15 protein-coding genes and 1 riboswitch are annotated in these 18,166 nt (G+C 66.0%); of the genes, 9 read left to right on the top strand and 6 right to left on the bottom strand.

Going from position 1 to position 18,166, the window contains the following annotated elements:
• Positions 1-23 precede the first annotated feature (23 nt).
• The 7 genes from IY716_RS12070 to IY716_RS12100 all read left to right on the top strand — a co-directional run bounded on the left by IY716_RS12070 (position 24) and on the right by IY716_RS12100 (position 6,174).
• Positions 24-1,043 (top strand): pseudouridine synthase, encoded by a 1,020-nt coding sequence (locus tag IY716_RS12070; protein ID WP_218221932.1) that lies wholly within the window; start codon positions 24-26, stop codon positions 1,041-1,043.
• Positions 1,040-1,693 carry a DedA family protein gene (locus tag IY716_RS12075; protein ID WP_369699706.1) on the top strand — a complete coding sequence of 218 codons (654 nt, stop codon included), beginning with the start codon at positions 1,040-1,042 and terminating at the stop codon, positions 1,691-1,693. The genes IY716_RS12070 and IY716_RS12075 overlap by 4 nt, the downstream gene beginning before the upstream one ends.
• A 77-nt stretch (positions 1,694-1,770) precedes the next feature.
• On the top strand, positions 1,771-3,456 hold the full coding sequence (locus IY716_RS12080) for a hypothetical protein (RefSeq protein WP_218221933.1): 1,686 nt from the start codon (positions 1,771-1,773) through the stop codon (positions 3,454-3,456).
• Between the two features lie 368 nt (positions 3,457-3,824).
• On the top strand, positions 3,825-4,196 hold the full coding sequence (locus IY716_RS12085; RefSeq protein ID WP_218221934.1) for a hypothetical protein: 372 nt from the start codon (positions 3,825-3,827) through the stop codon (positions 4,194-4,196).
• Between the two features lie 43 nt (positions 4,197-4,239).
• Positions 4,240-4,779: an NUDIX hydrolase family protein gene (locus IY716_RS12090; protein WP_192592377.1), complete on the top strand. Its 540-nt coding sequence runs from the start codon at positions 4,240-4,242 to the stop codon at positions 4,777-4,779.
• A gap of 32 nt (positions 4,780-4,811) precedes the next feature.
• Positions 4,812-5,357: a hypothetical protein gene (locus tag IY716_RS12095; protein WP_218221935.1), complete on the top strand. Its 546-nt coding sequence runs from the start codon at positions 4,812-4,814 to the stop codon at positions 5,355-5,357.
• Positions 5,350-6,174 carry a hydroxymethylpyrimidine/phosphomethylpyrimidine kinase gene (locus IY716_RS12100; protein ID WP_218221936.1) on the top strand — a complete coding sequence of 275 codons (825 nt, stop codon included), beginning with the start codon at positions 5,350-5,352 and terminating at the stop codon, positions 6,172-6,174. Before IY716_RS12095 ends, IY716_RS12100 begins: the two co-directional genes overlap by 8 nt.
• Before the next feature lie 45 nt (positions 6,175-6,219).
• On the opposite strand, the gene IY716_RS12105 is transcribed toward IY716_RS12100, so the two are convergent.
• Entirely contained in the window at positions 6,220-6,915 is a 696-nt protein-coding gene (locus IY716_RS12105; RefSeq protein ID WP_218221937.1) for a response regulator transcription factor, read from the bottom strand.
• Positions 6,916-7,400: 485 nt separating this feature from the next.
• Between IY716_RS12105 and IY716_RS12110 the strand changes: the two genes are divergently transcribed.
• Together IY716_RS12110 and IY716_RS12115 are read left to right on the top strand one after the other, a co-directional pair.
• Positions 7,401-8,519, top strand: coding sequence for a sensor histidine kinase (locus IY716_RS12110; RefSeq protein ID WP_218221938.1), 1,119 nt, complete (start codon positions 7,401-7,403; stop codon positions 8,517-8,519).
• A gap of 303 nt (positions 8,520-8,822) precedes the next feature.
• A complete protein-coding gene (locus IY716_RS12115) occupies positions 8,823-10,064 on the top strand; it encodes an acyl-CoA dehydrogenase family protein (protein WP_218221939.1) in 1,242 nt (413 codons plus the stop codon).
• Between the two features lie 56 nt (positions 10,065-10,120).
• Here IY716_RS12115 and IY716_RS12120 read toward each other — a convergent pair whose 3' ends face one another.
• The 5 genes from IY716_RS12120 to IY716_RS12140 all read right to left on the bottom strand — a co-directional run bounded on the left by IY716_RS12120 (position 10,121) and on the right by IY716_RS12140 (position 18,099).
• A complete protein-coding gene (locus IY716_RS12120) occupies positions 10,121-11,581 on the bottom strand; it encodes an L-serine ammonia-lyase (protein WP_218221940.1) in 1,461 nt (486 codons plus the stop codon).
• Positions 11,582-11,608: 27 nt separating this feature from the next.
• Complete coding sequence (gene gcvT, locus IY716_RS12125; RefSeq protein WP_218221941.1) at positions 11,609-12,763, bottom strand: glycine cleavage system aminomethyltransferase GcvT; 1,155 nt, start codon at positions 12,761-12,763, stop codon at positions 11,609-11,611.
• Complete coding sequence (gene gcvP / locus IY716_RS12130; protein WP_218221942.1) at positions 12,760-15,705, bottom strand: aminomethyl-transferring glycine dehydrogenase; 2,946 nt, start codon at positions 15,703-15,705, stop codon at positions 12,760-12,762. Before gcvP ends, gcvT begins: the two co-directional genes overlap by 4 nt.
• A gap of 164 nt (positions 15,706-15,869) precedes the next feature.
• A riboswitch (glycine riboswitch) is annotated at positions 15,870-15,998 on the bottom strand.
• A 65-nt stretch (positions 15,999-16,063) separates the two neighbouring features.
• Complete coding sequence (locus tag IY716_RS12135) at positions 16,064-17,365, bottom strand: FAD-dependent oxidoreductase (protein WP_218221943.1); 1,302 nt, start codon at positions 17,363-17,365, stop codon at positions 16,064-16,066.
• Positions 17,362-18,099 carry a M23 family metallopeptidase gene (locus IY716_RS12140; protein WP_218221944.1) on the bottom strand — a complete coding sequence of 246 codons (738 nt, stop codon included), beginning with the start codon at positions 18,097-18,099 and terminating at the stop codon, positions 17,362-17,364. Before IY716_RS12140 ends, IY716_RS12135 begins: the two co-directional genes overlap by 4 nt.
• Positions 18,100-18,166: the final 67 nt, after the last annotated feature.

Consider the following 18,166-nt stretch of genomic DNA (forward strand, 5'->3'; position numbering starts at 1 on the left):
CCGGAACTCCACGAACCTGACCTGTGACTCAGAAGTCCCCCCTTCCCGTGCGCAACGGCGTCAATGCCACGCGCCTTCGACTTCCGCTGACCGGCCGCTGGCCCACTATCCATGAGTACGTGCTGGAGACCTTCGGGCACATCGACCACGGGGGGATCACCGAGCGCTTCCACGCGGGGGAGGTCGTCGACATCGACGGCGCACCGCTGAGCACTAAGACCCCCCTGGGCGAGCGGGAATTCCTCTGGTACTACCGCTCCGTCAGCGAAGAGGTGCCGCTGCCGGTGCGCGAGGAGATCATCTACGAGAATGAGCACCTGGTCGCGGTGGATAAACCACACTTCCTGCCCACCACACCCGCCGGGCGATATGTGCAGGAATCGCTGCTGGTGCGGCTGCGCAATACGCTCGGGGTCCCGGACCTCGTGCCGATCCACCGGCTGGACCGCGGCACCGCCGGGGTGGTGATCTTCTCCAAGGAGCCCTCCACGCGGGGAAAGTACCAGCTGCTCTTCGAGAACCGCCAGGTGAACAAGACCTACGAATGCGTCAGCTCGGTCCCGCGCGGGATGACGGCGGAGACGCTGGCGTCGCGATTCCCACTCAGCGTGCGGAACCGGATCGAGAAGACCAAAGGGGTCGTGGTCTCCCAGCTCGCGTCCTACGCACCCGAGCACTCAGGCCACCGGCCCCACGACAGGCGAGCCCGCACGGGCCGGCGGCGCACGGAGGCCATCCCCGGGGCGAACTCCTCCTCGAGAGTGGAGCTGCTCGATGCGGGTGTGAGCCCCTCGGGAGCGCAGGTCGGCCACTTTCAGCTGATTCCACACACCGGAAAGACTCACCAGCTGCGCATCCACATGGCGCTGCTGGGACTGGGTATTCTGAATGACCGGTTCTACCCGGAACTCCTCGACGACGCCCCCGACGAGTTCGACAAGCCGCTGCAGCTCTTGGCGAAGACGCTGTCCTTCACTGATCCGCTCAACGGCGTCCACCGCAGCTTCACCTCCCCTCGAACCCTCCAGGAGTCTCCGCAGTGACCAACCCCGCGATCGCCTTGGGCGTCAGTGACCTCAGCGATCCTGCGCTGTACCAGGAGTGGGGGTTCTACTACTTCATCTTCTTGGCCATCGCCGTGGCGTTCACTGCGATCGTGCCGCCCTTCCCCTCCGAGGTCATGGTCATCGCCTCCGGCACGATGGCCGCGGATGAGATCTTTCCGGTCCTGCTGGTGCTCGCGGTGACCTTCCTCGGCTGTCTGGCGGGCGACATCGGGTTGTACCTGCTCTTCCGCTACAGGCTGATCCGGCTGCTCTACCGCTGGAGGTGGGGCCGCAACCTGCACCGGAAGCTGCTGCGCATCGCGATCCGCGCAGGCGGCGCCACCACCTGGGCCGGACTGCTGCTCATCCGCTGGATCCCGGGAGGCCGCTCCGCCTCGATGGCCACCGCCGGCATGATGGGACTCGGCGGAGGCGCCATGGTCGCGCTTGGCCTGCTGGGCGCGCTCACCTGGTCCCTCTGGATGGTCGGATTAGGTTACATTACGGGAACAACCACGGGGCTCCCACCCTGGGCGAGCACGGTCGCGGGCATCGTTGTGGGTACCCTTGTGGGGTTGGGAATCACCGTGGTGATGGCTCGGAACCGGTCGCGTCGGGGGGCGCAGCGGAAGACGACAACCACATGACCAGCGGATTTGCGCGGACCCGGGTCCGTCGCATCGAACGCATACGCCAGCTGAGACGCTAGAGGGGGAAATCGGGCTTGACTGAAAAGTCCCAGGACGAGTCCATCGAGACGATGCCTGTCTCCGAGACCTCTGCCGAGGAAGCCGAGGCCCCTCATGCCTCCACTGAGGATGGGCCTGCGGAGACGGGTACTGACCAGGACACCCCCACCGGCGATTCCCCCGCCGAAGAGGACACCGCGCAGGACGACACCGTCGAGCCTGCCGCAGACACCAGCGACACCGAAGATGCGGCCAGCGGTCAGGACCGCGAGCCCGCAGCCGGCCATCAGGACGACCAGGCTCCGGTTCCCCCCGCAGTCCGACCAAGCCGGCCCACTCCGGCACGGCCGGCAGCCGAGACCGGTCAGGACCAGTCGGGGCTCAGCGGCTTCTTCGACAATCTTGACGAGAAGTTCTTCGCTGCTGCCCGCCGCGTGGGAGACGCCTTCCGGCGTCCGGAGCCCACAGGGGAGGCTGAAAGCGCCACCTCTGGGGAGACGACCCAGGAGGACAGGAGCGCCGCCGCACCGGACCATGCCGCTGTGGAAGGGCCCGTCGAGGACCCCGAACGTCGGTTCGCCGAACAGCCGGGCAGCTTTTCGACCCCTCCTGCGGAGGACGCCGCCGTCGAAGGTCCGCTCACTGAATCCCAGACAGAGCACGAGCCTGCCCCCGTGACCCTCCCCAAGCCGCGCCGCGCGCTGGATGAGCGGCGCCAGCGCGACGTGATTCTGGAGAAGGCGGCTGCTATCGAGGCAGCCACTGCGCGGAACTACCGGCCCACCGGACGCGAGTTCGTAGAGTTCGCCGATGACGAGGAAGACCTCTTCACCTACATTCCCCCGTATAATCTCCCCTCGCGCGACCCCGACCCGGCACCGGTGCGCACCGACCTCTATCGACAGGTGTTTGTGAGCATCGGCGCTTTGGCTGCGCTGATCTCGCTCGGCTGGATGTTCGGCATGTTCACCTCAGCACCTGCCATCCTGGGCGGGAACGGGCTGGATGAGCTCGCCGAAGGCTGGTACTCCGGGAACCGGGCGCTGCTCTCCCCCGAGGCGAACTTCTACTGGCTCTGGCCGTTCATCGTGATCGGAATCCTCGCCCACGCGGTCTATCAGTGGACCACCACGCAGACCGCCACGCCGCGTCAGCGGCGTTCCGGCTGGCAGGTCGGCTCCGCTTCCCTGCTCATGCTCATCTGGACAGCGTCGATCCACACCGGGATGCTCACCCTCGCGGTGTTGGCGGCACTGGCTGCGGCACTGGCGCTGATCGACGCCATCCGGCAGTTCACCTTCCGCACGGCGCGCAACTCGCTCGAGCGCCGCCTGGCTGACACCACCACGGGTCTCTTCGCAGGTTGGGCGCTCGTGGCCGCAATGTCCTCATTGTCGATCTGGCTCACCGCCATGGGGTGGCACATCCCCGGCTTCCCTGCAGTGATCTGGGCGCTGATCGGACTGGGAATCTGCATCTGGGCGGCTTCGTACTACGCGATGACCGAACGCGGCAGAATCACGCTTGCCCTCGGAATGGGCTGGGGAATGTTCTGGCTCATCTTCCCGCGCATCCTCTCCGACGTCACCTCCGTGTGGGTGGCGCTGTGCGCCGCGATGGGCGCGTTCGTCGTCATCCTCGCCACGGAATCGCGCAGGCACAAGATCAACCACGCGGAACGTCGCGCCGCGATGGGACGGCCTCTCGAAGACATCATCTGATCCACTGCTGAGGAGCTCTTATCACGCATCGTCTGACCGTCGCCGCAAGCACCGCCGCGCTGCTGCTGCTCTCCAGCTGCGGAGCCGACCAGGAGCCGGGCGACGACCCGGAGACTGCCACCGCTTCAGCCAGTCCCTCAGCCACCGCTTCAGCCAGTCCCTCAGCGAACTCTTCCGCCAGCGCCTCCGCGGAAGAAGAGCCAGGTGGTGCCTCAAGCACCGAGGGCGAACAGCCTTCTTCCGACGGCTCCGATCAGGCGGGCACAGACCCGATCACAGGGGAGTTCACCACCGAGCCGCAAGAGACTGAGGGGTTTCCGGACAGCTCTGGCTCTCGCGACCAGCAGCTGGTCGCCGTACGCTCCGGCATGCATGACGGCTTCGACCGGGTCGTCTTTGAATTCAGCGGCGAGAGCCTGCCCAGCTGGCGCGCCGAGTACGTCGATTCAGCGGCTGAGCTTGGCCGCGGCAACCGCATCGGGATGGCGGGCGAGGCGATTCTCCAGATCCACGTCAGCGGCCCCTCATGGCTTCCCGAGGAGGAGGTCGAGGATCAGCTCGCCTCTGATCAGTACTACGAGCGCGATACCGCTGCCCTCCCGGAAGAGGTCTACGTGCAGGGCCCCTTCGAAGCCCTCTCGCAGTACCTGATCGGCCTGCCCGCGGAGGTCCCCTTCTCGGTGGAGCTGCTCGAGGACCCCACCCGGCTCGTGGTGGACCTCGAGAATCGCGGCGAGTGACGCTGGAGAAACGGCGTCGTCAGTTGTGGTGCATGATGGAACTATGAGCATTCGAACCCCTGATCCGAACCCCGGATGGTTGAACGAGGATGACCTCTACGAGGCCCGCCGCCGGCTCCCCATGGTCTATGTGGAAGCCATCCCGGTGCGGCTGGACCCGCTGGGCTGCATCACTGAACTTGGCCTGCTCTACACGGCCGACACCGAGGGGCACTTCTACCGGACTGTGGTCTCCGGGCGGGTGATGTATCGCGAAACGATTCGCGCCGCCCTGCTGCGCAACATCGAGAAGGACCTCGGCTCGCTGGTGCTGCCGCAGATTCCGCCCTCGCCCACCCCGTTCACCGTGGCCGAGTATTTTCCCTACCCCTCCGAGACAGGACTCGTCGACGATCGGCAGCATGCGGTCTCGATGGCCTACATCGTGCCCGTCTCCGGTGAGTGCTCCCCTCGTCAGGACGCTCTGGAGCTCAGCTGGATGACACCCGACCAGGTGCTCAGCCCCGAGGTCCAGGCGGAGTTCCTCGGCGGCCGTGAACGACTCATCCGGCAGGCCCTCGCCCACCTGGGTCACACGGGCTGAACCCAGGTGTCCCCGCCGGTAGAATCTAGGCAATGACCACTCCAGCACCAGAGAAGACGACGCGCCGCAGGCGGCCGTCCCAACGCGACAGCGCGGGACCGAGACCAGTCCTGAGGCTGGGCTTCGCTGGGTGGATCGTGTCCTGGCTGATCCCCACGGCCGTGATGGGCGGTCTGCTCCTGGCGCTGAGTCTCATGCCGGGCCTAGACGGCGAGGGATTCCTCGCTCCGCTGATCCCGCTGATCGGCGCTGCCGCCGTCGTCGTCGGCATCCCGGGCACGCTGCTGGTCACCTGGCTCTTCCGTCATCAGCCACTACCCGCGGTGCATATCCTGGGCTACGTCGTCGTGGGTCTGCTCTATGGTCCTGTCGCGCTCGTCGTGGGCGCGGGCGGGCTGGTGCCGATGCTGATACCGCTCATCGGCTTCCCCGCCGGCATCCTGCTGGGACTCGGCCGCTGGATGGCTCAGCCGCTGACCCGGGTGGAGGGCCCCGAGGAGAAGACCGCAGCACCCGGCGTCGACCTGCCGCAGACCACCACCAAGGACCCCCAGACAAAGGAGCCTGAGCATGACTGAGACCACTGCACATCCGGCAATGACTCTGACCATTGCAGGCTCCGAGGCCACGGGCGGCGCCGGAGCTCAGGCCGATCTGAAGACCTTCCAGGAACTGGGAACCTTCGGAATGGTGGCGCTGACCTGCATCGTGTCTTTCAATCCTGAGGACAACTGGAACCATCGGTTCGTCCCCGTGGAGACCCAGGTGATCGCTGACCAGCTCGGGGCCATCTTCGGCAACTACGGACCCGAGTCGCTCGACGCGGTCAAGCTCGGGATGATGGGCTCGCCCGCCACCATCTCCACCGTGGCAACCGCGGTCTCAGCTCGCAGCCCGAAGCACCTGGTGCTGGACCCGGTGTTGATCTGCAAGGGTCAGGAGCCAGGCCATGCACAGGACACCGACAATGCGCTGAAGGCGGAGCTGCTGCCCCTGGCGACATTCGTGACGCCGAATCATTTCGAGACCGAGCAGCTCTCCGGCATGAAGGTCGAGACGCTGGAGGACCTGCAGGCCGCCGCTGCCGAGATTCATCGCATCTCGGGCGCCGCCGTGCTCGCCAAGGGCGGGATTCGCCTGGCGGGAACAGACGCGGTCGACGTCTTCGTCGATGCCGAGGGCATGGAGGTGCTCACCGCCCCGAAGATCGGCGAGCACGCCGTCTCCGGAGCGGGCTGCACCCTCGCCGCCGCCGTCACGTCCGAGCTCGCCAAGGGCGCCTCTCCCCTGGACGCAGCACGGAGCGCCAAGGCGTTCGTCACCGCGGGCATCCACCAGCGCGTGGCCGGAAACACCTCGTTCGACGCACTCTGGCAGGGTGGCCTGCGCCGCTGAGCTGCGGCGGCTGGCCGTGGCCAGTCATCGCGATTGTGCCACTGGCTACGCGCCGTCACCCTCCGGGGCGACGTCCTCGAGCTGAGGCTCGATCAGACCCAGCTGGGTCGCGCGAATCAGCAGCTGCACGCGATCGCGCACTCCAAATCGGGCACACAGGCGCCCGAGATGCGCCTTGACCGCGCCTTCGGTCAGCACCATGCGCGTGGCGATCTCCCTGTTGCTGAAACCGCGCGCCAACAGGGTCAGAACTTCTGTCTCCCGCGGCGGCACCCGCGGCAGATAGTCCGAGCCCGCAAGTGCTACCGAGAATTCCTCGGCCTCATTGACGGCATTGAACTCTAGACGTCGCGCCACATCAGGAGAGATCGGCACAGAACTCCCGTGAACCTGACGGATGGCCTCGAGCACCTGATCTGCCGTCGCGTCCTTCACGATGTAGCCCTTGGCGCCTGCGTTCAACGCCTGCAGCGCATGCCCTTCAGAGCTGAACGTGGTGACCGCCAGCACGGAGGTCTCCGGGGCGATTGCCATGACCTCGGCGGTGGCCTCGACGCCTCCCATCTTTGGCATCTTGAGGTCCATAATCACCACGTCGGGCTTCTCCTCGCGCACCCGCTCGATGACTTCGAGTCCGTTCTGGGCTTCACCCACGCAGACCATGTCTGGGGCGGAATCCACATAGGCACGAAGCGCTGCCCGCATGATCGGGTGGTCGTCTGCAACGACAAGACGGAGCATGGCTGAACCTGTTCTTCCTCGGCCTGTGACACCGGTTCATTGACACCCGGTGCGAAGTCTCACTTTATCCGAACTCTGCCGGCCACAGGAGTGCCCCGAGTCGTCTGACCGGTTTAATACCGGATCTGAGTGAATCTGTATAAATTAGGTACTTAAGTCCACTATACCAGAATCTAGGCACACCTTATTCTAATTTTACACGTTGTTCATCAGAAGGTATAGGCCTGAAAGGCACAAAAAATGTCACTCGCATTGTTTGCTTACCGCATCGCCATCGTTTCCGCTCTTGTTCTTACTACTGTTATCACTTTCTTTGATCTTTCTAACCTCGAAGCGGCGGGTTTTTTCCGTTCCGTCATCTGCCGCGCGTTCCCCAGCGCTCAAGGATGCTGAGCCCTCGCTGAGCGGCGCGTTCCGACGTACCCTTGAGCGTGACGTTTTCAAGTGAAGTAGTCCCGAGCCGGCGCGTCCTGAACACCCTGACTTTGACCGCCATCGGCGGGATCTGTGCAGACATTTCCCTCGCCCTGATATTCGCATCGGCGGACCTTGCCACAACTTTGCAGTTCGGGTATCTCATCTGGTTCCTGGCCATTGCACTCTTCTGGCTGCATCCCGCCGCGGGTGCACTTGCCACCCTGGCGGGAGCGGTCATCGGTGTCATAGCAAGCTCACAGTTCGAGACCCTTCTGCTCGTCATTCTGTTCTGTGGACTCACAGCTGTGTATTGTTCGCGATGGGTGAGGCACCTCTATCTCCTCTTGGCTCTGTGCCTCGCAGTAAATATCGGACTGGTGCAGACCGATCCGCTGTTGGTCACCGGGTTTGCTGTGTTCGCAGGAGTCGTGATGTCGCTCTCCTACGTGGTTGGCCGTGCCACACGAAAGCAGCTGATCTCACGACTCTCGGCCGAAAGTGAGCTCGTGCGCCTGCGCGCCGCACATGAAGAGGCCCTGGCCGGTGAGCGACGCTCCATCGCGCGAGATCTGCACGACATCCTCGCGCATGACCTCACCGTCATCTCGATGCAGACGCAGGTTGCGGCGGCCACTGGGACACCAGAGTCGCGAGCAGCGGCGCTGAACCAGATCTCGCAATCGGCCAGTGCAGCCCTGCATGACCTTCGCCGCGTGCTGCTGGTTCTGCAGCGTGAGAACATCATCGGCTCGGGACCCGGCGACGCTCCCGAACTGGATCTGGAATCGGGGCTTGCGCGCTTCACCGAACGCCTGCAGGACCTGGGCTTTTCCGTCGACACCTCGGTGCATGGGGATATCAGCTCGATCTCCCAATCGGTGGAGGCCTGCCTCTACCGCATTCTGCAGGAATGCACGACGAACGTGGTCAAACACGGAGCACGTGGACACGATACGAATGACTGCACCATCGAACTCGAGGTCAAAGAGGCCACCGTCGACCTGGCCGTGACGAACAGGACCGATGCGAAACAGCCCCCCGCGCTGAAGCATGCCTCTTCGGGAACCGGGCTGATCAGCATGGAGGATCGCGCGGCGACCTATGGCGGAACGATCCAGGCAGGCTCACCGGCCGAAGGCATCTGGAGCGTTCAGGTCTCTGGAATCCAGCTGCGGCTCCCGCGCTGAGATACCCCTGCCACGCTGAAACACTCGCTGACATAGAGGAAATCACCCCAGACACAGAGAGGCTCGGGCGGTGCCGTTCCCACCGCCCGAGCACTAACACCAGCCGAGGCTCTGCTCCGAACCCTTGCACCGTAATTCGGAGCGCCTCAAGGCCAATGCTTCTCCCTGAATCGTGCACCACTGCTGCACGTCCAGTTTCTATTGTCCGGGAGGGTCCTCGGACGACACCAGTGGACTTTGGTCTACAGTTCGATGAATCAACTAAGCTCCAACACCTTGTGACTATCGAGTAACATGTGTGCCATGACACATCACGCCCCCGACGCCTCCGTGGACCCCATCTACGAGGTCTCGACAGCACTGGATCTGGATTACTACGGCGTGTTCGAGGACCTGCCCGCGGCGGACCGCCAGTGGTGGACGCGCGCCCGCGAGTTCTCCAGCGGTTTGGAGACCCGGATGGCCCAGCACTGGGAGCATGCGGAGTACCCGGTGGACCTGGTCCGCAAGGCCGGAGGCCTCGGACTGCTCACCGACGGGGTCGACGTCACCGACGCCGGCATGGAGACCCTCTCCCCCATGGCCGCGGGACTGGTGAACATGGAGACCTCACGGGCAGACGGCTCCCTGGGGACGGCCCTGGCGGTCCAGGGCGGACTGGCGCTGCGCACGCTGGCCTACTTCGGATCAGACGATCAGAAGGCCGAGCATCTCACTGCGTTGGCCACCGCCGAGACCCTGGGGTCCTTCGCCCTGACCGAACCGACCCATGGTTCCGATTCAGTCTCCCTGGAGACCACCGCCCGGCTGGTCGGTGACGAGGACTCCGGCTACTACGTGATCAACGGTGCCAAGAAGTGGATCGGCAACGGGGCCTCCGGAGGCATCACCTTCACCTGGGCCCGGGTCTCCGGGGGCATCCATGACGGAAGCGTCCGATGCTTCCTGGTGGACCAGGCCACACGCGGCTATAAGGCCGAAGTCATCCAGGGCAAGGCCTCGCTGCGCGCGATCCACCAGGCATTGATCCAGTACGAAGACGTCGAGGTTCCCGCCCACGCGGTGCTTCCCGGGTCGAAGAACTTCAAGGACGCTTCCAAAGTGCTCTTCGCGACCAGGCTGGGAGTGGCATGGTCCGCCGTCGGCCACGCCTCGGCCCTGGTGGAGGCGGCGCTGAGCTACTCCAAGCAGCGCGAGCAGTTCAGCCGCCCACTGGCCAGCTTCCAGCTTGTCCAGGAGCGCCTGACCTGGATGGTCTCGGAGCTGACCTCCATGCAGATGCATGTGCGGCAGGTGACCGAACGCGATATCGCCGGCACCCTCACCGGCCCACAGGCTTCGCTGGCGAAATATCACAACACTCGCAAGGCCCGGGCGATCGCCCAGGTGGCTCGCGACATGCTCGGCGGCAACGGCATCCTGCTCAAGAACAAGGTGCCCCGCCACATGGCCGACATCGAGGCGATCCACACCTACGAGGGCACCGAGTCGGTGCAGACCCTGATCATCGGTCGGGACCTGACCGGCTACTCCGCCTTCGCCTGAACAGGAAGGACGACGCCGGATCCCACGACTTCGGCCTCGGACAGCTCACCAGCCGTTCAGCATTCGACGACGTTGACCGCGAGCCCGCCCAGTGCGGTCTCCTTGTACTTCGAAGACATGTCCTTGCCGGTCTCGCGCATGGTCACGATGACCTCATCCAGGGACACCCGGTGGTCACCGTCGCCCATCAGCGCCATCCGTGCGGCGTTGACCGCTTTGGTCGCTCCCATGGCATTGCGCTCGATGCATGGCACCTGCACCAGTCCCGCGATCGGGTCGCAGGTCAGGCCGAGGTTGTGCTCCATGGCGATCTCGGCAGCGTTCTCCACCTGCCGCGGGGTGCCGCCGAGGACCTCGCAGAGTCCCGCGGCCGCCATCGAGGAGGCCGAGCCGACCTCCCCCTGACAGCCCACCTCGGCGCCCGAGATCGAGGCCTGCTCCTTATAGAGCACCCCTACGGCGGCAGCGGTGAGCAGGTACCGCACGGCGATGTCCTCGCGGTCCTCCTCCCCCGCGTAGCTGGCCCCGGGGCCGTAGTGTGTGGCGTAGAAGCCCACGGCGGGGATGATGCCGGCGGCTCCGTTGGTGGGTGCGGTGACGACCCGTCCCCCAGAGGCGTTCTCCTCATTGACCGCGAGTGCGACCAGGTTCACCCATTCCTGCCAGTAGGCGTGGGTGCGGCTCGGATCGTCCTTCCACATGCGGGCATGCCAGTCAGGCGCACGTCGGCGCACCTTGAGTCCACCAGGCAGGTTTCCCTCACGCTCCAGGGCGAAGTTCTTGCAGTCCTCCATCACCTGCCAGAGATGGAGCACCTTCGCGGTGATCTCCTGCTCCGCGTCCTGCTCCGTCCCTCCGTGACGGGCGACGTGCAGCGCGCGCTCATTGGCCATCATCACTCGCGAGACTGGCAGACCCGAGCGTGCACAGTGCTCCATGAGCTCGGCGCCCGTGTTGAAGGGGTAGGGCACCTCTGCGTCGTCGTTGGCCAGCGCCTCGCCGAGGGAGGCATCAGAGGCCACCGCATCGGATTCCGAGAGCACGAAGCCGCCGCCGATGGAGTAATAGGTCTCTTTCACCACCTGCTCGCCCTGGGCATCCAGTGCCGTCAGCGTCATGGCATTGGTGTGCCGGTCCAGGACGGTCAACGGACGCTGCACGATGTCCTCGACTCGCAGCGGAAGCTCGCGTCCGCCGTCGTCGTCGTGCTGGGCCGCGAGCTGGACTGTCCCGGAGGACTCCATCGCCGCCAACCGGGACTCCACCTGGTCCGGAAGAATCGTCTCGGGGTCCCAGGCTTCGAGCCCGAGCAGCACTGCGGTGAACGTGCCATGCCCGCGACCGGTGGCCGAGAGCGAGCCGTAGAGATCGACCCGCAGCGCCTCCGTGCGCGCCAGGGCGCCGGTGTCACACAGCTCCTCGATGACGAACCGCCGCGCGGCGCGCATCGGACCCACGGTGTGCGAGGAGGAGGGGCCGATCCCCACGCGCAGGAGGTCGAAGATGCTGATGGTCATGTGAAGCCTCGAATCCTGATGGGCTGGTCAGCGTTCGCGGGTGTAGAACGGCAGTGCGACCACTTCGAAGGGCTGCGGCTTGCCCCGCAGGTCGATATCGACCCGGGTGCGGGGGTCGATGAAGGCCAGGTCCACATAGGCCATTGCGATGGGGTATCCCAGCGTCGGGCTGGGAAGCCCTGAGGTCACCGCGCCGATGGTGACTCCGGCGTGCTCACCCTCTGTGGCGATCACCGGGTAGCCGCTGCGTCCAGCGCGCTTGCCCAGGCCACGGAGTCCCACGAGCCGCTGTCCGGAGGTCTTGCCGCGTCCTTCGGCCTTGGCCTGTTCCAATGCGGCGCGTCCCACGAAGTCTTCCTTCTTGGAGAAGGACACCACCGGCAGTCCGGCCTCGAAGCTGATTCGGTCGGTGGTGAGCTCGTTGCCGTAGAGCGGCATGCCGGCCTCCAGGCGAAGCGAGTCTCGGCAGGCGAGGCCGCATGGGATCAGCCCGTGATCGGATCCGGCCTCCAGCAGCGCGAGCCAGAGCGCTCCAGCCTTGTCATGGGGCAGGAACAGCTCGAAGCCGTCCTCACCGGTGTAGCCGGTGCGGGCGAGCAGGATCTCGTCCCCGCCGATGCTGACCGTGGTGAACGCGTAGTAGCGCAGCTCCTCCACCAGGAAGGTCTCGTTGGCGCGGACCACGGAGCCGATGATGGCAGCGGCCGCGGGGCCCTGGACGGCGATCAGGCTGATCGCCTCGGATTCGTCCCAGACCTCGACGTCGTAGCCCGTCGCCGAAGATCCGGCGCGTCCGTTCTCTGCCAGCTGCGTCAGCGCGGCGGCGACCACCTCGCGGTTGGCGGCGTTGGGCACCACCAGGTACTCGTTCTCGTCGATCCGGTAGACGATGAGGTCATCCACGATCCCGCCGTCCTCCCGGCAGATCAGCGAGTACTTCGCCTTGCCGATGGCGACGGCCGCGAGATCGCCGACCAGCGCAGTGTTCAGGAAGGTGGCGGCGTCGGGGCCGATGATGCGGATCTCCCCCATATGGGAGAGGTCGAAGAGGCCGGCCGCGGTGCGCACTGCATGGTGCTCCTGAAGCTCGGAGGAGTATTTCAGCGGCATCTTCCAGCCCCCGAAGTCGGTGAAGCTGGCGCCCAGTTCGGCGTGGGCGGCGGTGAGTGCTGTCTCTCTCATGCGGAGCTCTCCTCGAGTTCGAAGGCCTCAGGCGGTGGGCAGGAGCAGATCAGGTTGCGGTCGCCGTGGGCGCCGTCGATCCTGCTCACCGGTGGGAAGTACTTGTCCTGGAGCAGGTTCTTGACCGGGAAGGCCGCCTGCTCACGGGTGTAGGCGCGGTCCCAGGTGTCGCCGGCGAGGACGGCGGCCGGGTGGGGTGCCAGTCGAAGCGGAGACTGCTCGAGAGTGAGCAACTCATCGATCACGTCCTGGATCTCTCTGCGCACCCCGATCATCGCCTCGATGAATCGATCGATCTCGGCCAGGTCCTCGGACTCGGTGGGTTCCACCATCAGCGTGCCGGCCACTGGGAACGCCAGCGTGGGCGCGTGGAAGCCGTAGTCGATGAGCCGCTTGCAGACGTCTTCGGCGGTGATCCCGGAAGCTTTGGTCAGTGCGCGCAGATCCAGGATGCACTCATGGGCGATAAGTCCGTTCTCCCCGGTGTAGAGGACCGGGAAGTGGTCCTTCAGTCGCTCGGCGATGTAGTTCGCGCTCAGCAACGCGTGCGCGGTGGCGCTGGTCAGCCCTTCGGACCCCATCATCGCGAGGTAGGCCCAGGAGATGGGCAGCACTCCGGCGGAACCGAAGGGAGTGGAGGTGACCGGGGCGCCGTCGCGACCTTCTCCCTCATGCTCACCGGTGGCCCAGGAGGCGCCCACCGAGGTGCTGGGCAGGAAGGGTTTGAGGTGCTCGGCCACTGCAATCGGTCCGACGCCGGGCCCGCCGCCGCCGTGCGGGATGCAGAAGGTCTTGTGCAGGTTCAGGTGGGAGACGTCCCCGCCGAACTCACCGGGCTGGGCGAGTCCGACAAGCGCGTTGAGGTTCGCCCCGTCGATGTAGACCTGTCCGCCGGTGGCGTGCACCGTGGAGCAGACCTCGCGCACCTCGGCCTCATAGACCCCGTGGGTCGAGGGATAGGTGAGCATGATCGCGGCGATCCGCTCCGGGTGGGCTGCGATCTTGGACTGCAGGTCAGCCATGTCGATGGTGCCGTCCTCGGCAGTGGCGACGACGACGACCTGCAGCCCCGCGAGCACTGCCGAGGAGGCATTGGTGCCGTGCGCGGAGGCCGGGATCAGGCAGATGTCCCGGGCGGCGTCGCCCTGGGCCAGGTGGTACTGACGAATGGCCAGCAGTCCCGCGTACTCCCCCTGGGACCCGGCGTTGGGCTGGATGGAGACGGCGGAGTAGCCGGTGACCTCGGCGAGACGGGATTCGAGGTCGGCGATGAGCTCTCGCCAACCGGTGGTCTGCCCAGCCGGGGCGTAGGGATGGATGCCTGCGAACTCAGGCCAGGAGATCGCTTCCATCTCGGTGGCCGCGTTGAGCTTCATGGTGCAGGAACCCAGCGGGATCATGGTCCGATCCAGGGCGAGGTCTCTGTCAGAGAGCCGGCGCAGATAACGCATCATCTGCGTCTCGGAGCGGATCTGGTGGAAGATCTCGTGGGTCATGAACTCCGAGGTGCGGGTCAGCGAGTCAATGAAGCCATACTTCCTGCCCGTCCCCTCGGGATCGCCGCTGTCCAGCACGAAGCCGAAGTCTTTCACCCCGAATGCCTCGATCACCGACATCACGTGCTGAGCCGTGGTCGTCTCATCCACGGAGACGCCCACGATGTCCTCGCCGACCCGGCGCAGGTTGACCCCGGAGGCTTCAGCGGCGGCGATGACCTCCTCGGCGTGATCATGGGAGTCCAGTCGAACCTGGACTGTGTCAAAGAAGGACTCCGCGACCAGCTCGTGGCCCTCGCGGCTCAGCACCGTCGCGATCATCCGGGCATGGCCGTGGACACGCCGGGCGATCCGAATCAGCCCTTCGGGCCCGTGATAGACGGCGTACATCGAAGCGGCCACGGCGAGCAGCGCCTGGGCGGTGCAGATGTTCGAGGTGGCCTTCTCGCGGCGGATGTGCTGCTCGCGGGTCTGCAGGGCGAGTCGATAGCCGGGGCGACCCTCGGCGTCCTTGGAGACGCCGACGAGGCGCCCGGGGAGCTGGCGCTGCAGTCCGGACTTCACCGCCATGAAGGCCGCGTGAGGACCGCCGAAGAACAGCGGGACGCCGAAGCGCTGGGAGCTGCCCACGGCGATGTCGGCGCCCTGCTCGCCGGGTGAGGTGATCAGGGTCAGCGCGAGCAGGTCCGCGGCGATGGTGACCATCGCGCCGCGCTCCTTGGCCTCTGCGATGACCTCGCGGTGATCGACGACGGCGCCGGAGTCGGCGGGCTGTTGGAGCACGAGCCCGCAGATCTCTCCCTCGGGCAGTCCCTCGGCGGCGATGTCGACGATCTCGATCTCGATGCCCAGGGCTTCGGCCCGGCCGATGACGACGGCGCGGGTCTGCGGGAAGATGTCGGCGTCGAGCACAATCTTGGCCGCGGCGAGCTTCTTGTTTCCCCGTCGCATCAGCAGGACCGCCTCGGCTACGGCGGAGGCCTCGTCCAACAGAGAAGCGTTGGCGATGTCCAGCCCGGTCAGATCGGCCACCATGGTCTGGAAGTTCAGCAGCGCCTCGAGCCGGCCCTGAGAGATCTCGGGCTGGTACGGCGTATAGGCGGTGTACCAGGCGGGGTTCTGCAGCACGTTGCGCAGGATCACCTGCGGGGTGTGGGTGTCGTAGAACCCCTGGCCGATCATCTGGGTGTGGGGCTGATTCCTGTCTGCGTAGTCACGCAGCGCGGCGAGGGTCTCAGCCTCGGTGAGCGCCTCCGGGAGGTCCAGCGGACCGGGCTGACGGATGGCGGCAGGGACCGCGGCATCGACGAGGTCCATCAGAGAGTCGTAGCCCAGGGTCGCGAGCATGGTGGCTGCGGTCTCGGAGGTGGGCCCGATATGCCGGGCGGAGAATTCGGTGACATCGGCAGCGAGGCTGGAGCGGAGGAGATCAGGTGTGGCGGTCATAGAGGAACCTTCCAGGCATGGATATGGCGAGGGTTCCTCCCCCGCTCTGTGATGGACCTGAGAGATTCACCGGTCGGACCCGCAGAAAGAGCGGGAAGGACCGGCTTGCACCGTGGGTGAGCTCGTCAGGCGCTGCGGCCCGACGTGCTGCTTTCCAGAGTTGCCACCCCTGCGCGGTACTGAGTGCCTGAGAGGTTCCCGGGGAGGATATTGCTCCTTCGGCGCCGACCTTGGTGATTCCCAGGAGATGCTGCGCTCCTGGGAGACCTGCCGGACTCTCCCACACAGGGGACGTGGCGTTGATTCAGTTTCCCTCATTGTGCCACAGCAGTGTTTTCCACCACGTTTCACAAAGCCCTCATCCACCACTCGGGGATGTCTCAGGACGTGTCTTCGGGTCGGCCCGGCCATCGCCCCGGCTGGCGGCTTCGGTGTGCACGTGTTCAGCAAGCAGGCCGACCCCGATGATGCGAGCGGTGAGCCGGCGCAGAGCGGGCGAGGCGAGACGGATCAGCGTCACGGCAGAAGCCGGCAGGACCTGCTGCCCTTGGGTGGAGCGAGCGATGAGACGGTGCCCGCGCCCCTGGATGCCCTGCATGAGCCGCACGGGGCGCGCCCGCCGCGCCTGGACCCGCGCCAGCGTCTCTGAGGGCGCGACCCCACGCTGCAGCGCAGGCGTGATCGCATTGGCCAGCGCGACCGCGTCCTGGATCGCGAAGTTGACCCCCACCCCGAACATCGGGGACATCGCGTGGGCGGCATCTCCAATGGTGATGAACCCCGGACGGTGCCAGCACGGGAGTCGGTTCAGCTGCACGGAGAGCAGCTTGATCTGCTTCCAGTCGGTGAGCGTGTCCACCACGCCGCTCAGAATCGGTGCCGCCTGGGCGACGCGCGCGCGGAACGCCGGCAGGCCGGCGCGCTTGAGCTCCTCGAACTCGCCCTTCTTGACGATCAGCCCGGACTGGTAGGTGGCTCCGCGATCGATGGTCAGCACCATCCCCGCGGCGGAGAGGTAGCCCAGAGTCGCGGGCGGAGGATCAACGGGCTGCGGGAGGCTGAACCAGAGCACGTCGATGGGTACACCTGACTCCCTGGGGATGAGCCCTGCGGCCTCACGCAGCGCCGAGGCCCGCCCATCGGCGGCCACGGTGAGTCTCGCCCGGATCTGTTCCTCGCCGGAGGCCGAGCGCATGCGCACGCCGACGACGACGCCGTCGTCGGCTGGGTCTTCCTCCGGCCCCGGGCGCTCATGCAGCAGCCCGGTCACCTCGGTGTCCATGCGCAGGTCGAACCCGGGCAGGGTCTGGGCCTCCTGGGCCAGGAAGTTCAGGAACTCCCATTGCGGGGCCAGGACGAGGAAGTCGTCCGGACCCCGCAGGACACCGAAGTCCACCAGTGTCATCCGCTGTCCCTGGATGACGGCGTCGAGTGTGGAGAGCCGAGTGACGGGCAGGTCCAGGAACTTTTCGCGCAGCCCGAGCTCGCCGAGGAGCGTGAGCGTGGAGGGGTGGATGGTGTCGCCGCGGAAGTCGCGGAGGAAGTCCGAGTGCTTCTCCAGCACGGTGACGGTCAACCCTGCCCGGGCCAGCAGGTATCCCAGCATCATTCCTGCAGGACCGCCCCCGGCGATCACGCAGTCACGCTCCCGCTCAATCATCGGTATCGCCCACTTCTCCCTGGATCAGGGTCGGGCCCCCGGGCGGGCTGCACGACGGAGGCATTCGCGGGGACGCCGCGCCGGATCACGGCCGTCTCTCCGCTGCGGATCTGTTCATGGAAGTCGCGGAACACGATCGGCACACCGCGGGCTCGGCGCAGGTCCAGACTGTCCATGGCCTGCAGATGGAGGTGCGGCTGAGTGGAGTTCCCGCTGTTCCCACACCGGGCGAGCACCTGTCCCGCGGCGACCTGCTGGCCGGGGCGGACCAGAATCGATCCGTTCAGCAGGTGCACCATGGCGATGAAGCGCCCGCTCTGCGGCTCCTCAAGGATGACGTGGTTGCCCGCGACAGCGTCCGGTCCCTGCCGGATCCGCGCGGGCTGCCCCAGCATGTAGCCGATCAGGTTCAGCTGCGAGCGCCGGGCCGCATGGTCGACCTCACCGTCATGGGTCGCCCTCACAGTCCCGGGACATGGAGCCGTCACCTCCTGACCGTAGGCCAAGAACAGCTCCGCAGGCTCGGTGGCCAGAACACTGCGCAAGCTTCTCGAGCTGGCGGTCCGACCACGGGTGTCCACGGCGGTGAAGTCGATGGCATACCGAGTGCCGAAGAGATCGGTGCCGTGGCTCGGGACCCGATTCGCCGGGCTGTTCTGCACCTTCCAGGCACCGGTGAAGGGCAGGAAGAGCTCCACCGGTTCCGATCCAGGTGACGGGTGCCGCCGTCGCATGGTTCCAGCGTAGATTCGCGGGGATCAGAGTTCCACCGGATATCCCTTGCCGGGGATCGTCATCAGG

This window comes from Nesterenkonia sp. Act20, assembly GCF_019173455.1.
Classification (GTDB): domain Bacteria; phylum Actinomycetota; class Actinomycetes; order Actinomycetales; family Micrococcaceae; genus Nesterenkonia.

Coding starts and splice junctions, on each gene's coding strand:
- IY716_RS12100 (WP_218221936.1), top strand. CDS start 5,350: ATGACTGAGACCACTGCACATCCGGCAATGACTCTGACCATTGCAGGC.
- IY716_RS12120 (WP_218221940.1), bottom strand. CDS start 11,581: ATGACCATCAGCATCTTCGACCTCCTGCGCGTGGGGATCGGCCCCTCC.
- gcvT (WP_218221941.1), bottom strand. CDS start 12,763: ATGAGAGAGACAGCACTCACCGCCGCCCACGCCGAACTGGGCGCCAGC.
- IY716_RS12105 (WP_218221937.1), bottom strand. CDS start 6,915: ATGCTCCGTCTTGTCGTTGCAGACGACCACCCGATCATGCGGGCAGCG.
- IY716_RS12090 (WP_192592377.1), top strand. CDS start 4,240: ATGAGCATTCGAACCCCTGATCCGAACCCCGGATGGTTGAACGAGGAT.
- IY716_RS12085 (WP_218221934.1), top strand. CDS start 3,825: ATGCATGACGGCTTCGACCGGGTCGTCTTTGAATTCAGCGGCGAGAGC.
- gcvP (WP_218221942.1), bottom strand. CDS start 15,705: ATGACCGCCACACCTGATCTCCTCCGCTCCAGCCTCGCTGCCGATGTC.
- IY716_RS12140 (WP_218221944.1), bottom strand. CDS start 18,099: ATGCGACGGCGGCACCCGTCACCTGGATCGGAACCGGTGGAGCTCTTC.
- IY716_RS12115 (WP_218221939.1), top strand. CDS start 8,823: ATGACACATCACGCCCCCGACGCCTCCGTGGACCCCATCTACGAGGTC.
- IY716_RS12095 (WP_218221935.1), top strand. CDS start 4,812: ATGACCACTCCAGCACCAGAGAAGACGACGCGCCGCAGGCGGCCGTCC.
- IY716_RS12135 (WP_218221943.1), bottom strand. CDS start 17,365: ATGATTGAGCGGGAGCGTGACTGCGTGATCGCCGGGGGCGGTCCTGCA.